Origin of the sequence: Pseudomonas sp. A-B-19 (assembly GCF_019947515.1) — a bacterium.
In the GTDB taxonomy this organism is placed as follows: Bacteria; Pseudomonadota; Gammaproteobacteria; order Pseudomonadales; family Pseudomonadaceae; genus Aquipseudomonas.
Genome location: NZ_JAGYGN010000003.1, coordinates 143,958 through 158,683, shown reverse-complemented (window position 1 = coordinate 158,683; position 14,726 = coordinate 143,958). Strand labels below are relative to the sequence as shown.

At 60.5% G+C, this 14,726-nt stretch carries 17 protein-coding genes; 5 read left to right on the top strand and 12 right to left on the bottom strand.

The window, feature by feature from the left end:
- Positions 1–112: 112 nt before the first annotated feature.
- A complete protein-coding gene (gene phoR, locus KGA81_RS04615; protein WP_263293236.1) occupies positions 113–1,399 on the bottom strand; it encodes a phosphate regulon sensor histidine kinase PhoR in 1,287 nt (428 codons plus the stop codon).
- 75 nt (positions 1,400–1,474) lie between these two features.
- Complete coding sequence (gene phoB / locus KGA81_RS04610) at positions 1,475–2,164, bottom strand: phosphate regulon transcriptional regulator PhoB (RefSeq protein WP_003229608.1); 690 nt, start codon at positions 2,162–2,164, stop codon at positions 1,475–1,477.
- Positions 2,165–2,319: 155 nt separating this feature from the next.
- Between phoB and KGA81_RS04605 the strand changes: the two genes are divergently transcribed.
- Positions 2,320–2,703: a hypothetical protein gene (locus KGA81_RS04605; protein ID WP_223544751.1), complete on the top strand. Its 384-nt coding sequence runs from the start codon at positions 2,320–2,322 to the stop codon at positions 2,701–2,703.
- Positions 2,704–2,763: 60 nt separating this feature from the next.
- On the opposite strand, the gene ubiA is transcribed toward KGA81_RS04605, so the two are convergent.
- Entirely contained in the window at positions 2,764–3,654 is an 891-nt protein-coding gene (gene ubiA, locus KGA81_RS04600; protein ID WP_218431560.1) for a 4-hydroxybenzoate octaprenyltransferase, read from the bottom strand.
- Entirely contained in the window at positions 3,654–4,217 is a 564-nt protein-coding gene (locus KGA81_RS04595) for a chorismate--pyruvate lyase family protein (RefSeq protein WP_223544750.1), read from the bottom strand. The genes ubiA and KGA81_RS04595 overlap by 1 nt, the downstream gene beginning before the upstream one ends.
- 200 nt (positions 4,218–4,417) lie before the next feature.
- Between KGA81_RS04595 and KGA81_RS04590 the strand changes: the two genes are divergently transcribed.
- From KGA81_RS04590 to KGA81_RS04580, 3 genes are all read left to right on the top strand, one after another.
- On the top strand, positions 4,418–4,588 hold the full coding sequence (locus KGA81_RS04590) for a rubredoxin (RefSeq protein WP_007995385.1): 171 nt from the start codon (positions 4,418–4,420) through the stop codon (positions 4,586–4,588).
- 18 nt (positions 4,589–4,606) lie between these two features.
- Positions 4,607–5,755: an NAD(P)/FAD-dependent oxidoreductase gene (locus tag KGA81_RS04585; protein WP_223544749.1), complete on the top strand. Its 1,149-nt coding sequence runs from the start codon at positions 4,607–4,609 to the stop codon at positions 5,753–5,755.
- Positions 5,756–5,949: 194 nt separating this feature from the next.
- On the top strand, positions 5,950–6,225 hold the full coding sequence (locus tag KGA81_RS04580; RefSeq protein WP_003195589.1) for an HU family DNA-binding protein: 276 nt from the start codon (positions 5,950–5,952) through the stop codon (positions 6,223–6,225).
- A gap of 89 nt (positions 6,226–6,314) precedes the next feature.
- Here KGA81_RS04580 and KGA81_RS04575 read toward each other — a convergent pair whose 3' ends face one another.
- Positions 6,315–6,707: a DUF6124 family protein gene (locus KGA81_RS04575; RefSeq protein ID WP_223544748.1), complete on the bottom strand. Its 393-nt coding sequence runs from the start codon at positions 6,705–6,707 to the stop codon at positions 6,315–6,317.
- A gap of 388 nt (positions 6,708–7,095) precedes the next feature.
- Between KGA81_RS04575 and KGA81_RS04570 the strand changes: the two genes are divergently transcribed.
- Positions 7,096–7,479 (top strand): helicase, encoded by a 384-nt coding sequence (locus KGA81_RS04570; protein ID WP_223544747.1) that lies wholly within the window; start codon positions 7,096–7,098, stop codon positions 7,477–7,479.
- A gap of 45 nt (positions 7,480–7,524) precedes the next feature.
- Here KGA81_RS04570 and KGA81_RS04565 read toward each other — a convergent pair whose 3' ends face one another.
- From KGA81_RS04565 to exbD, 7 genes are all read right to left on the bottom strand, one after another.
- Entirely contained in the window at positions 7,525–8,283 is a 759-nt protein-coding gene (locus KGA81_RS04565) for a Fic/DOC family protein (protein ID WP_223544746.1), read from the bottom strand.
- Positions 8,280–8,537, bottom strand: a complete 258-nt coding sequence (locus tag KGA81_RS04560; protein ID WP_223544745.1) for a hypothetical protein — start codon at positions 8,535–8,537, stop codon at positions 8,280–8,282. The genes KGA81_RS04565 and KGA81_RS04560 overlap by 4 nt, the downstream gene beginning before the upstream one ends.
- Before the next feature lie 233 nt (positions 8,538–8,770).
- Positions 8,771–10,171: an aminoacyl-tRNA deacylase and HDOD domain-containing protein gene (locus KGA81_RS04555; protein ID WP_223544744.1), complete on the bottom strand. Its 1,401-nt coding sequence runs from the start codon at positions 10,169–10,171 to the stop codon at positions 8,771–8,773.
- 78 nt (positions 10,172–10,249) lie between these two features.
- Positions 10,250–12,325, bottom strand: a complete 2,076-nt coding sequence (gene recG / locus KGA81_RS04550; protein ID WP_223544743.1) for an ATP-dependent DNA helicase RecG — start codon at positions 12,323–12,325, stop codon at positions 10,250–10,252.
- A gap of 9 nt (positions 12,326–12,334) precedes the next feature.
- Positions 12,335–13,264: a hydrogen peroxide-inducible genes activator gene (locus tag KGA81_RS04545; RefSeq protein WP_108218876.1), complete on the bottom strand. Its 930-nt coding sequence runs from the start codon at positions 13,262–13,264 to the stop codon at positions 12,335–12,337.
- A gap of 286 nt (positions 13,265–13,550) precedes the next feature.
- Entirely contained in the window at positions 13,551–14,300 is a 750-nt protein-coding gene (locus KGA81_RS04540; RefSeq protein ID WP_223544742.1) for an energy transducer TonB, read from the bottom strand.
- Positions 14,297–14,725, bottom strand: coding sequence for a TonB system transport protein ExbD (gene exbD, locus KGA81_RS04535; protein ID WP_108217242.1), 429 nt, complete (start codon positions 14,723–14,725; stop codon positions 14,297–14,299). The genes KGA81_RS04540 and exbD overlap by 4 nt, the downstream gene beginning before the upstream one ends.
- Position 14,726: the final 1 nt, after the last annotated feature.

Sequence of the window (14,726 nt, the reverse complement as noted above, 5' to 3'; positions counted from 1 at the left end):
CGGGTTCCGTATATTCGAGAGGGAAGTAAAAAACCGCACCTGAAAGGCAGGCGCAAGTCAGCCAATGTAGCGGCTGACCGGCCAGTTGCCTAGTGGTGCGTGCTGACCGGTATCAGTCAGCGGTGCTGATAACCCGTGATTTGGTGACCTGGGCCGGGGCAAAGTGGCAGGTGAAGGTGCTGCCGTGGCCCGGTACGCTGCTGATTTCCATCCGCGCCCGATGTCGTAACAAGACGTGTTTGACGATCGCCAGCCCCAGGCCGGTGCCCCCGGTGTTGGAGTTGCGGCTGGAGTCTACGCGATAGAAGCGTTCTGTCAGGCGCGGCAGGTGTTTGGTATCGATGCCGATCCCGGAATCCTGCACGCTCAGGTGCGCCCCCTGGTCATCGCCCCACCAGCGAATGCGGATATTGCCTTCGGCCGGGGTGTATTTCACCGCGTTGAACACCAGGTTGGAAAACGCGCTGCGCAACTCCGCCTCGCTGCCCTTGAGCAGAATCGTCGGGTCGGCTTCCAGGGTGATTGTCTGGTTTTTCTGGCCGGACAACTGCTGCGCATCGCTCTTGATCGATTGCAGCAAGCCGTCGATCGGCACCGGCTGGTTGTCCGACGGATAATCGGTGGCTTCCAGCTTGGCCAGCAGCAACAGGTCGTTGAGCAGGGTCTGCATGCGTCCGCCTTGTTGCTGCATCTGCTGCAAGGCACGGCTCCAGCGCGGGTTCACCTCGTCGACGTTATCGAGCAAGGTTTCCAGGTAGCCGCAGATCACCGTCAACGGTGTACGCAGTTCATGGGAAACGTTGGCGATGAAATCTTTGCGCATTTGCTCAAGCTGATGGATGCGCGTCACATCGCGCACCAGCATCAAGTGTTCGTTGTTACCGTAACGGGTGATGTACAGCTGGATGCGCACGCGGTCGTTGGTCGGCGAAGGAATTTCCAGCGGCTCGGCGTAGCTGTCTTGCTCGAAGTATTCCTTGAAGCGCGGATGGCGCACCAGGTTGGTCACTGGCTGGCCGCTGTCCTGCGGGGTCTTGAGGCCCAGCAGGGTTTCGGCGGCGCGGTTCCACCATTCCAGGTTGCCGTCGCTGTCGAGCATGATCACCGCATCTTTCAGCGCGGCGGTGGACTCCTGAACCCGATCGATCACCGCTTGCAGGCGCCCGCGTACCCGTTGGTCGCGGCGTTGCAGGTGGTAGATGCTGTCGAACACCTCGCCCCACAGGCCGTAGCCGTCGGGTGGCGCTTCATCGGGTTTGTGCAGGCGCAGCCACTCGTGCAGACGCAGCAATTGCTTGAGGGTCCAGGCCAGGTAGAGACCCAGGCCTGCGGCGAGGCTCCAGCCGTAATAGCCTGTGATCAGGCCGATCACCAGGCAGGCGGTGACCAGCAGCAGCATGTGGCGAATCAGGGTGCCATGCCAGTTTTGGTTCACGAAAAAAATACGTCCTTGAAAGTGGAACCGCTGCGATCATCAGGCCTTGGTCGAGAACCGGTAGCCAGTGCCGCGCACGGTTTGTACCAGATTTTCGTAAGCATCGCCGAGGGCTTTGCGCAGGCGTCGAATGTGCACGTCAACCGTACGCTCTTCGACGTAGACGTTGCCACCCCAGACCTGATCCAGCAGTTGGCCACGGGTGTAGGCGCGTTCCTGGTGGGTCATGAAGAATTGCAGCAGGCGGTATTCGGTCGGGCCCATCTCGGCGGGACGGCCGTCGATGGTCACGCGGTGGCTGATCGGGTCCAGCAGCAGGCCGCCGACTTCGATTGGCGCTTCGCCATCGGTCGGGCCGGCACGGCGCAGCACGGCCTTCAGGCGCGCGACCAGTTCACGGGGGGAAAACGGCTTGGTGATGTAGTCATCGGCGCCGACTTCCAGGCCCTGGATCTTGTTGTCCTCTTCGCCCTTGGCGGTGAGCATGATGATCGGGATGTCCCCGGTCAGTTCATCACGCTTGAGACGACGGGCCAGCTCGATGCCGGACGTGCCGGGCAGCATCCAGTCGAGCAGGATCAGGTCCGGTTTGCGGTCGACGATAATGGCGTGGGCCTGCTGGGAGTTTTCAGCCTCCAGGCAGTCATAGCCGGCCATTTCCAATGCAACGGCGATCATTTCGCGAATAGGCGCTTCGTCGTCGACGATCAGAATGCTCCTGCCAACCATGCCCTTATTCCTCTTGTCATTTAACTGTCTTGCGCCGCATTAGATAACGGAATTATTGCAGTCGTGTGACAGTATTTTAGTCGGTCGGCGATTGGCTGGATCCTGGGCTAAGCTTTTAAGTCCGAATCCTGACAACCACAAAAGGAAGGTTTCAAATGAATCGACACTCGCAATCCCTCAAGGCCCTGCTGCTGGCCGCTGCCCTGGCATTGCCTTCGATGGCCTTCGCCGCCGGACCGGGCATGATGAAAGACGGCATGATGACCGACCAAAAAGGGATGACCCTGTACACCTTCGACAAGGACATGGGCGGCAAGTCGATGTGCAACGGCGACTGCGCCAAATACTGGCCGCCAATGATGGCGCCGGCGGGTGCCAAGGCCGAAGGTAAATGGACAGTCATCAAGCGTGACGATGGCAAGATGCAATGGGCCTATGACGGCAAGCCGCTGTACTACTATGAAGACGACAAAAAACCCGGAGACATGACGGGTGACAAGAAAAAAGACGTCTGGCATGTCGTTCGCGAGCATATGTAACATCGCGAAAAGATCGCAGCCTGCGGTAGGCGCTGCCGCAGGCTGCGATCTTTGCAAAGGTCAACGCAGCGCGTAATCCAGCACAATTCCGACGAAAATCGCCAAACCTGCCCAGTGATTGTGCAAAAACGCCTTGAAACAGCGCATCCGGTCCTTGCCTCGGGTGTACCAGAACTCCCACGCAAAACAGCCCGCCGCCGCCAGCAAGCCAAGATGGAACCAGCCGCCAAGTTCGAACTTTGACCCGGCCAGCAACAAACAACCCAGCGCCAAGCCTTGCAGGGTCAGGATGATCACCCGGTCTGCATCGCCAAACAGAATCGCCGTGGACTTCACGCCGATCTTCAGGTCATCATCGCGGTCGGTCATCGCGTAATAGGTGTCGTAACCCACCGTCCACATCAGGTTGGCGATCCACAGCAACCACGCGACAGCCGGCAATTCACCGGTTTCGGCGGTAAAGGCCATCGGCATGCCCCAGGAAAACGCCGCGCCCAGTACCACTTGCGGGTAATAGGTGTAGCGCTTCATGAACGGGTAACTGAACGCCAGCGCCAGGCCGCCCAACGACAGCCAAACGGTCGCGGCATTGGTGCACAGTACCAGCAGGAAACTCACGCCCATCAGCAATGCGAAGAACACCAGCGCCTCTTTGGAGCTGATCTTGCCGCTCACCAGCGGCCGCTGTTCGGTACGCTTCACATGGCCATCGACCTTGCGGTCCGCCCAATCGTTGATCACGCAGCCGCCGGCGCGGGTCAGCACCACGCCGAGGACGAAAATCACGATATTGGCCAGGGACGGTGAACCCTTGCCGGCAATCCACAGCGCCCACAGCGTCGGCCACAGCAGCAGGTAAATGCCGATCGGCTTGTCCATGCGGGTCAGCTGAATGAAGTCCCAGGCTCGAGGGTTCAAGCGGTTCAAGGACTTGAGCAGGCTTTGGTACATCAACGGTTCTCCGATTGGGAGCAGGCGGCGTCCCACAGGGAAGGCAGGAAAATTTCCGCCACCAGAACACTCAAGGCACCCCGGTCGAAACGCGAACGGCGGCCCCACAGCTCAGGCGATCGCACCTCGGCAGGTAACCACGCCTGCGGATAATGGCAAACCTCGATGGCCCGGCGCTGGAAGGCCTGATCGCAAAACAGCAATTCGCCCAGCGAGCGGCTGCCCAGTTCGTCCATGTGCAAGCCGTCGCCTTGCAATGCACTGCGTGACGCCACGCTGCGCGCAAACACCCACGCCTGGCCGTGGCCGCGCAAATACACCTCACGCACCCAGCCCTCGCTGTCTTCGGCCAGGTCCAGCGCTGCGCATTCGTCGGCACGCAGGGGTTGCCAGCCCTCGAACATTGGCGAGACGCTGAAGGCATCATTCGACAGATGAATCAGACGTCTGGTCAGCGAGCCTTCGTCGAACAGCCAATCAAGGGTGGAGGCATCGGGGAGGGGCGCCAGTTCGCTGCGCGAGAGCCAGAGAGGAGCTGGAGAGGGGGATTCTGTGTGATGCACAATGAGTCATTATTGGCAGCAAATGAGGCGGCGAGCTTACCATGTCGGGCGCCTTTATCGATTGAAATGGCCTGCCGTTGCGCCGAACAGGCTTGCATCCGGCGGCCCCGATCAGTACAAAACGCGCTGAGTCGGACGGCAGTGCTACAACCATCGACCGTCCGGCCGGCAAAACGCCTGAACCCTGAGGAAGTACCTGAATGAAAAAGTGGCAATGTATCGTCTGCGGCCTGATCTACAACGAAGCCGACGGTTGGCCGGATGACGGCATTGCGCCGGGCACCCGTTGGGAAGACGTCCCGGCAGACTGGCTGTGCCCGGACTGCGGTGTGGGCAAAATGGATTTTGAAATGATCGAAATCGCTGCATGAATAATTGAGGAGTAAGGAATGAACGCACCTGTCGTCATCATTGGCACCGGCCTGGCTGGCTACAACGTGGCCCGCGAGTTTCGCAAACTCGATAGCGAAACCCCGCTGCTGCTGATTACCGCCGATGACGGGCGCTCCTACTCCAAGCCGATGCTCTCCACCGGCTTCGGCAAAAACAAGGATGCCGACGGCCTGAGCATGGCTGAACCCGGCGCCATGGCCGAGCAGCTCAAGGCCGAAATACGCACCCACACCCGCATCAGCGGCATCGACCCGGGCCACAAACGCCTGTGGATCGGTGAGGAAGCGGTGATCTACCGCGACCTGATCCTGGCCTGGGGCGCCGAAACCGTGCGCGTGCCCATCGAAGGCGACGCGGCGGATTGTGTCTTCCCGATCAACGACCTGGAAGACTACGCACGCTTCCGTGCGGCGGCAGCCGGCAAGCGCCGCGTGCTGCTGCTCGGTGCCGGCCTGATCGGCTGCGAGTTCGCCAACGACCTGACCCTGGGCGGCTACGAAGTGCAACTGGTCGCACCGTGTGAACAAGTCATGCCGACCCTGTTGCACCCGGCGGCCGCCGCTGCGGTGCAGGCAGGCCTCGAAAGCCTCGGCGCGCGCTTCCATCTCGGGCCGGTGCTCAACCGCCTGCAACGCGTGACTGACGGCCTGGAAGCGCATCTGTCCGACGGCCAGGTGATCCCGTGCGACGTGGTAGTCTCGGCCATAGGCCTGCGCCCACGGGTCGATCTCGCCGCAGCGGCCGGTCTGCAGGTCAGCCGCGGCATCATGGTCGACCGGCACCTGAAAACCTCCCACGCCAACATCTATGCCTTGGGCGATTGTGCCGAGGTCGACGGGCTGAATCTGCTGTACGTGATGCCGCTGATGAGTTGTGCGCGAGCGCTGGCGCAAACCCTCGCCGGTAATCCGACCGCCGTCACCTATGGCCCGATGCCGATCACCGTCAAAACCCCGGTCTGCCCGTTGGTGGTATCTCCGCCGCCACGGGGCGCAGAGGGCATCTGGACTGTCGAAGGGCAGGGCGCCGACATCAAGGTGTTATGCCGCGATGCCGCAGGCAAGCTGCTCGGTTATGCCCTCACCGGTGCCGCCGTGATGGAAAAACTGGCTCTGAACAAAGAGCTTCCGGCCCTGTTGGCATAAATACTGGACGTTCTGTCGGAATCACCCCTCTTTTGCCCTAACAATGGCCGCGCCGATACTGGCGCGGGGCCTCACTGCGTGCCATCCTCACTCCTGTCTGCCGCAGAGTAGAGCATCTGCGGCGCTTTGGGCGCTGCTCCGCAGAGAGCAGCACGGACATAACAACAACAAACCGTCAAAGGGGCTTCACTCACATGCGTAAACCAGACCTCGCCGCAGCCATTGCTGAAAAGGCAGACCTCACCAAAGAACAAGCCAACCGCGTTCTCAACGCCGTTCTTGAAGAAATCACCGGCGCCCTGCACCGCAAAGACAGTGTGACGCTGGTAGGCTTCGGTACCTTCCTGCAACGCCATCGCGGTGCCCGCACCGGCAAAAACCCGCAAACCGGTGAACCCGTCAAAATCAAGGCCAGCAACACCGTAGCGTTCAAGCCAGGCAAATCGTTGAAAGACAGCGTTAATCCGTAATCCGTTTTCACCTCCCGCGCAGCGGGGGAGTGGAATAAAAAATGGGCACGCCAACCAGGGTTGGGTGCCCATTTTTTGTGGGTGGCGAGTCAATCAAGCCCGCTTTGTTGCTTGGTGAGAATCGCCGCCATTTCCGGTTCTTCCAGATGATCCAGCGCCCGCTCTACCAGCAAGTGCGCCCCCTCAGCCACGCGACTGATCGCCAGGGTTACGGAGCGGCGCGAGCCGTCTACATCATCGGCCAGGTCAGCGGCGATGGCGCTGATGGACAGCAGATCTTCCGAGGCGTTGGCCAGGAGTGCTTCGGTGTTGATGTCCGGGCAGACACTGAAGAGTTGGCCGCTGCGTTTCGTTGGTGTTTGTTTTGGTGGGGCGAGACAGTGATCGAGGGCGCGTTCGGCGGCTTCGTGGAGTTTTTTGGAATTGAGGGATTCGTAGGGGGATGTGGCTTCGTTTTCGGATGCGTCGGGTATCGGAGTCATTGGTGTAAATCCTTGGTTAAGAAGTTTTGCTCCCGATTTCGGACTTGCACATCCGGTCGCCGTTTTTGGTGGTGACGATCAGAGGTTATCGATGAATTCAAAATTCGCCTAGTTCATGCAGACCCCGAAGTTTTGAAGGACGTTTCTGAAAGGTTTGCGGGGTTGAAGATCAAAAGATCGCAGCCTTCGGCAGCTCCTACTGAATGTGTTTCTTCAGGTACAGAAGTGGGGGCGTGGAGTGGCCGGAGTGATGTGTTGGTAATTGTGACTTAGTAGTCATCGTGCAGCTAATGGTAATGATCTTCTCCTAATGCAGCTGAATACTGGTGTTATTGCCTGAAGCCGTTAAACTGCCTCGGCCGTTCATTTTTCTCTTGAGACTGTGCGCATGAAATTTCGTTTTCTGCTGTGGATGCTGGGTTTGTTGATGGGTAAGGCCAGCCGGACCAATCCGGCGTTTCAGCAGCAGCTGGGTGACAAGGACCTGGTGTTTCAGCTGCAGACCCTGGACGGGAAAGTGGCGCGGAATTTCCGCGTGAAGGACCAACGCATCACCAGCCAATCGGGTGTGCATGCCGAGCCAGCGTTTGCGATTGCCTTTAAAGATGCCGCGTACGGTTTTGCCACGATGCAGGCGAAGAACAAGCAGTTGGCGTTCATGACGGGGATTCAGGACAAGTCGATTCAAATCAAGGGCAACCCGGCGCTGGTGATCTGGTTCCAGGGGCTGACCAAGTATTTGAAGCCGAAGAAGGCCAAGCCCAAGGCTTGAGGTTGTTTCCGGCTGACCGCGAGGATTCGTCTCCGGCTTTCAGCCTTACGACTTCTGCGGGTCTGATGTGTCGAGTGGTAGGGCTCTGTAAGTCTTGTAGATCTGCTGGACTTCCGGGTTGTCCAGGCTCTCGTAGGTGATGCCTTCTTTGTCCAGGCCGTCCAGGCCACGGATGCTGCTGATGGTCGCAGGCCACTCGTCTCGACTGGCGATATCGACTACGAACGGTTTCAGGTAGTGATCGAGATGCCTTTCGCGAGGCTCTCGAATTTCATCACTGAGCGCCCGCAGGTAGTCGTCCTTGGTGGTCTTTGACCAGTCGATGGCGAATCGGGCCCGATAGCAGAGCTCCATGAAGACCAACAGGATCGTGCGCCCGTTGCCATCGAGGAAGGGATGTGCGAACGCTAGCTGGCCCATCACTTCGCCAGGGCGATCTCTGAAACGCTTCTGGTTTGCTGCCAGCTCAAGCGCATAGTCGACAGACATCTTGATGGCGTTCGGATGCTCAAAGACGGTGGCTCGCGGATCGCCGTGCAAACCTTTGAAGACTGCCAGATGAGGGACCAGTTCGTTCCGGTCTTTCCCTGCCCAGGGATAGAAGCCGGAGAAGAGTATTTCATGAACTTTGAGCACTGACTTGTAATCGAGCGACTTCGTCTTGGCCAGGTAGGCCAGAGCCTCTTCGATGCTCAATTCGAATGAAAAATGCTCTGACTCTTTGACTTCAGTGGGGTCTTTCAACTGTAGCGAATTTTGAAGGTAACCAGCCGTTTCGAAATCGCCAAAAGGATCAAACGTCATGCGCTGCGTTTCTTCGAGCGCCTCTCCTGAAGGTAACGCCCTTGGAGCGCCAGGGCCTCCGACTTGCTCAGGGCACCTTTTTTCTTGAGGTTGACGAGCAGTTGTTCGACGCCATCCAGTTCGACGATATCACCAGCCAGGCATGTGATGGTCACGGCCATACGACTCATGCCGTCAGGTTCGGCAGTGATCTTGTGGTCCTTGGCAAGTTTGCGGACTTGACTTGCAACACTGACAGCCGCTGTTTGGGTCATCGGAAAGCCCTCTGTTGGCAGTCAAATCATAGCAGGGCACCTGTTTTTTGTCGTCGCTGGCACACAGGCCAGGATCGATGGAAAGAACGCGATACCCAAGTATTTGAAGCCGAAGAAGGCCAGGCCCAGGGCTTGAGGGCTGTCAGTTAGACCGAGTGATATTCATCGCGGGCAAGCCCGCTCCCACAGGGATCACCTGAATCCTGTGGGAGCGAGCCTGCTCGCGATGCTGTTCAGCCTTGAGTGAACTGCGAAGCCAGTTCGCGCAGCAGCACTTCGGCCTCAAGGACTTTGCTAACCACGTCGTTGGCTTTTTCGCGGCTCAGGCCAAGGCGTTCGAGCAGGGCGTCGGGGATGCCTTCGTCGGGGCCGGAGCCGATGCCACGGCTGCGCAGCAGGCGCACCGACAGGCACACCAGATTCGGGTACTCAGCGAAGTCGCCGTCGTAGTGTGGATCGTGCTGGAAGCGCAGGGCGGTGGCCAGTTCTTCAGGCATGTCCCAGAAACGCATCAGCCATGTGCCGATCTGTTCCCGGCTGATGCCCAGCAGGTGTTGTTCCACGAAGCTGTGGCACAGGTGCGGGTTGACCTCCAGGTGTCGGCAGATCAGTGAGAAGTGCGGCGGGAACACGTGGGCCAGCAGCAGGTAGCCGAAGTTGTGCAGCAGGCCGGCCAGGTAAGTCAGGCCGGCTTCCGGACGCTGGGCGCGCGGCATGGCGCGGGTCAGGCCTTCGATGACGGCGGCGGTGTAGATCGATTGCTGCCAGTACGGCGTGGAGTGTTGCGGGTGGTCCTTGGGCAGGCTCAGGGTTTTGCCCAGGGCCAGGCCCAGCGCCAGGTTGATCACCAGGTCGAAGCCCAGCACGCGCACGATGGCGTCTTCCACCGAGCGGATCTTGCCGGGCGAGGCGTAATACGGCGATGCCGCCCAGCTCACGACTTGAGCGGCCAGCGCCGGGTCGGTTTCGACCACGCCGGTGATGTCGTCGATGGTGGCATTGGGGTCGACGCGCAGCTTGATGATCTTTTGCGCGGTCTCGGCCAGCGGCGGAATCTCGATGGTCGCTTCCAGGCGCTGCTGGATACGCCGAGCAGTGAACGCCTGGACGGCCTGGGTGATTTCCTCGCGGTCGTCATCGGGGCGGTCGAGGTTGGGACGAATGCTGGTCAGGTTTTCGCCGAAGTTGGCGGCACTGGCCTTGGTCAGCATGGTCTTGAAGTCTTCGCTGGAGATTTCCAGCAGCACGCCCGGCTCACCGGAATTGACCAGCAGCTTCGGTTCACGCAGCAGGCTTTCTTCGTACAGGCACGGCGAACTGGTGAGCGCCGGCAGGCCGGGCAACAGGCTCAGGTTGTGCTTGCCGAGCATTTTTTCCAGGCGTTCGACGGGTACGGCGGTGAGGCGGCGACCGGTGAGTTCGGTCAGGCGATTGAGGTCGAGCAACTGGCTCTGCGGGAACAACACCATCAACGCGCCGACGCTGTCATCCAGCAGAACGGCCTGCACTTTGCGCGCGGCATTGAGGCCGTGATGGTCCAGCACTTCTTCGTAGGCAATGGCCAGCTTGCCCAGCATCAGCCGAATAACCGACGGAGCGTGCGGGGTGGCGGATGCTTGGGCAACTTCGGTCATGGACTGTATCCGTTTCAAAACAATTGCAGGAGTATAACCAGCTTGCTCAAACCCAGGGCCCGGAAACTGCGACGGTGCTTACACTTGGCCGTATTGCTGCCCGTGGCGCAGCCAGCGGTCGAGTAGCGGGCTGACGTGGGTCGGCCAGCGCTCGAGCAATGCCTGGGCGGCATCCCGTACGGCGGGCAACAAATCGGCATCGCGCATCAGGTCGGCGACCTTGAATTGCAGCAAACCTGTCTGCCGGGTGCCGAGCATTTCGCCGGGGCCGCGCAGTTCCAGATCCTTTTCGGCGATGACGAAACCATCGTTGGTTTCGCGCATGATGCCCAGGCGCTGACGGCCGATCTGTGACAGCGGCGGATGGTAGAGCAGCACGCAATGGCTGACGGCGCTGCCCCGGCCGACGCGACCGCGCAACTGGTGCAATTGCGCCAGGCCCAGGCGCTCGGGGTTCTCGATGATCATCAGGCTGGCGTTGGGTACGTCCACGCCCACTTCGATCACCGTGGTCGCGACCAGCAGTTGCAGGTTGCCGGCCTTGAACTCGGCCATCACCGCGGCTTTTTCCGCAGGCTTCATGCGACCGTGGATCAGCCCGACTTTCAACTCGCCGAGGGCGGCGGTGAGATCTTCATAAGTGGTTTCGGCGGCTTGGCAGGTCAGCTCTTCCGACTCTTCGATCAGCGTGCACACCCAGTAGGCTTGGCGCCCTTCGGCGCAAGCGCTGCGTACCCGCTCGATGACTTCGACCCGGCGGGTGTCGGTGATCAGTACGGTGTTGACCGGAGTTCGGCCCGGCGGCAGTTCGTCGAGGATCGAGGTGTCGAGATCGGCGTAGGCGCTCATGGCCAGCGTGCGCGGAATCGGCGTGGCGGTCATGATCAACTGGTGCGGGCACATGCGCCCGCCGACGCCCTTCTGCCGCAAAGCCAGACGCTGCTGCACGCCGAAGCGGTGTTGCTCGTCGATGATCACCAGCGCCAGGTTCTTGAACTGCACTTCGTCCTGGAACAGCGCGTGGGTACCAACCACCATCGGTGTGCCGCTGGCGATTTGCTCCAGGGCGGCGACGCGGTTCTTGCCCTTGAGCTTGCCGGCCAGCCAGGCGACTTCGATGCCCAGCGGTTCGAGCCAGCGCTTGAAGGTGATGAAGTGCTGCTCGGCGAGAATCTCGGTGGGCGCCATCAGCGCGACCTGATAACCGGCCTCCAACGCTTGCAGTGCAGCGAGGGCGGCGACCACGGTTTTGCCTGCACCGACGTCGCCCTGGATCAGCCGCAGCATGGGTTCGTGCTGACTGAGGTCGTAAGCGATTTCGTTGCCGACCCGTTGCTGGGCGCCGGTCGGGTTGAAGCCGAGATTGGCCAGGTATTTGGCCGGCAGTTGCGTGGCTTTGGGCATCGCCGGCGCACGCAGGGAGCGCATGCTCTCACGCAGGCGTTGTTGCGAGAGTTGATGGGTCAGCAATTCTTCAAAGGCCAGGCGGTGCTGTGCCCAGTGGTGACCGAGGGCCAGTTCATCGACGTCGGCATCGGCGGGCGGGTTGTGCAGGTAGCGGATCGCATCGGCCAGCGGTGCCAATTGGTAGTCGCGAGCCAGTTCGTTCGGCAGCCAGTCGGGCAGGCTGCTGGGGCCGAGCAGGGTGAGGGTCTGCATGCACAACTGGCGCAAGCGCTGTTGGGTCAGGCCTTCGGTGAGCGGGTAGACCGGGGTCAGGGTTTCATCCACCGGCGGCGGTTCGTCGCCGGTGATGGCGCGGTATTCCGGGTGGTAGATCTCCAGCCCCGAAGCACCCGGCCGTGCCTCGCCGTAGCAGCGAATCCGCGTGCCGCGTTTGAGGCCTTCTTTCTGCGCATTGCTGAAATGGTAGAAACGCAGGCTTAAACCCCCGGTGCCGTCCTGTAGTCGAACCACCAGGCTGCGCCGACGGCCCATGACCACGTCGGCGCCGCTGACGGTGCCTTCGATGACCGCGTCCTGTCCGGGTCGCAATGCGCCAATCGGAACCACACGGGTGCGGTCCTGATAACGCAGCGGCAAGTGAAACAATACGTCCTGGATATTTTCCAGGCCGACCTTGGCCAGTTTCTCGGCCATGGCTTCACCGACACCCTTGAGTGCCGTCACCGACACTTGCGACAACTCGCTCATGACCGTTGCTTAGCCCGCAGCGACTTGTGCCGCTGGCTTGGCCACCGAGCACAGGCGAATGGAGTCGGCGAGGATTTCAATCGCCTTCGGACGCGGGAAGCTGGCGCGCCATGCAATGGCCACGGTGCGGAACGGTACGGGTGCCGAGAGTGGGCGCACCTCGATCACGCCGGGGGCGTAGTGATGGCTGTCGACTGCCGATAACGGCAGGATCGAAATGCCCAGGCCGGACGCGACCATGTGGCGAATGGTTTCCAGGGAGCTGGATTCCACCGTGGTGTGCTTGGCGCCGTCGTTGCCTTTGGTCAGTGTCGGGCAGGCTTCGAGTACCTGATCGCGGAAGCAGTGACCTTCGCCGAGCAGCAGCAGGCTCTTGTCGTTGAGCAGGTTGGCGTCGATGGACTCTTTTTGCGTCCACGGGTGCTGGGCCGGCATCAGTACGTAGAAGGGCTCGTCGTAGAGTTGCAGGGTCAGCACGTCGGCTTCATTGAACGGCAGGGCGATGATGATCGCGTCGAGCTCGCCGTTGCGCAGTTTGTCGCGCAGCACGTGGGTGAAGTTTTCTTCGATGTACAACGGCATCTGCGGGGCGACCCGGTGCAGTTGTGGAATCAGGTGCGGAAACAGGTAAGGCCCGACGGTGTAGATCGCGCCGACTTTGAGCGGGGCGGTCAGTTGATTCTTGCCGGCCTGGGCCAGTTCGCGGATGCCCTGGGCCTGCTCCAGCACTTTTTGCGCCTGGGCGACGATGCCTTCGCCGACCGGGGTCAGGCGCACGGCGCTTTTGCTGCGCTCGAAAATCAGCACACCGAGTTCGTCTTCAAGCTTTTTCACGCCCACCGAAAGGGTTGGCTGGCTGACGTGGCAACGCTCGGCCGCATGGCCGAAGTGCTGCTCTTGGGCGAGGGTAACGATGTAGCGTAATTCTGTGAGGGTCATAGCAAGCGTCCATGAAGTTGCGGGCCAAGCATACCGGCTGCAATCGATAGACGCACGTTATCAGACTGTACGTGTCGAGTGACACCGGGCAATGCCGGTTTGCCGCTGGCAGATAAGCGAAAGGCACCTTTCGGTGCCTTTTTGGCTCGGAACGCGACCTTGCAGCCGGCAGAAAACTCTGTGGGAGCGAGCTTGCTCGCGATGAGGGCCCAACATTCGATATTTTCGTTGAATGTCAGACCGCTATCGTGAGCAAGCTCGCTCCCACATGGGGCGGCGGTGCTTTTTAGCGCCGACGCTTTTCCAGCGAATAAACAAAGGGTGCAACGATTTCGATGGAGCCGTTAGTCAGCATGTCAGCCGGTGGCTTGGGCAGCGGTTGGGCGCGGCGGATCATTTCCAGGGTGGCCCGGTCCAGATCGGCAGTGCCCGAGGCGCCTATCAGCTCAAACGACAACACATTGCCTTCGGCATCCACGACGAAGCGCAGACGGTTCATGCCTTCCTTGCCCCGCGCCTGGGCACTTGCAGGGTACTTTTTGTACTTCTGCAGGTGTGCCAACAGCGTGCCCTGCCAGCTGGCCTTGGCCGCCATTTGAGCAGGCGACGGACCCGGCGCAGGCTGGGCGGATTTCTCCGTTGGCGTCTGAGTCTGTTGCGTTTCGGCCGGTTTCTCTTCGGCCGGCTTTTCCTTCGGCGGTTCGGGCTTCTTCTCTACTGGCTTGGGCGGCTGTGGCTTCGGCTTGGGTTTGACCGGCTTGGGCACGGCAATTTCAGCTTTCGGCGCTTCAGCGAGCTTGGGTATCGGCAGTTCTTCAACCGGAGCCGGTGGCTGCGGCGGTGTGACGACCTTCGGCGGAGCAGGCGGTGGCGGGGCAGGAACCGGTGCCAGCTCGACCATCATTGCCTGAGGGGGCAATTCGATAGGCGGACGAGCGGACCAGTTCAGCGCCAGCGCGATGGCCAGCGCGTGAACGCCCAGCACCACGGCCAGGCTACCGCTGTAACGCGTCAGCTTATGGCGCGTCGTGATCATTTTTTGGCTGCCGACTCGAGACCGACAAGACCCACCTTCAGGTAACCGGCAGAACGCAGGTTGTCCATCACGCTCATCAGGTCGCCGTAATCCACGCCTTTGTCGGCCTGGAAGAAGATCGTCGTGTCTTTCTTGCCCTGGGTTTTGGCGTCGAGCGTGGCGCCGAGTGCTTCGGCCTTCACTTCGTCTTCGCCGAGGAACAGGCGCTGGTCAGCCTTGACGCTGAGGAACACCGGTTTCTCTGGCCGCGGCGCCGGTTTGGCAGTCGAGGCGGGCAGGTCGACCTTGATGTCCACGGTGGCCAGAGGGGCCGCCACCATAAAGATGATCAACAGCACCAGCATCACGTCGATGAACGGCGTAACGTTGATTTCGTGGTTTTCGGACAGATCGTCGTCTGCCCCTTCCTTCAAATGCAGGCCCATG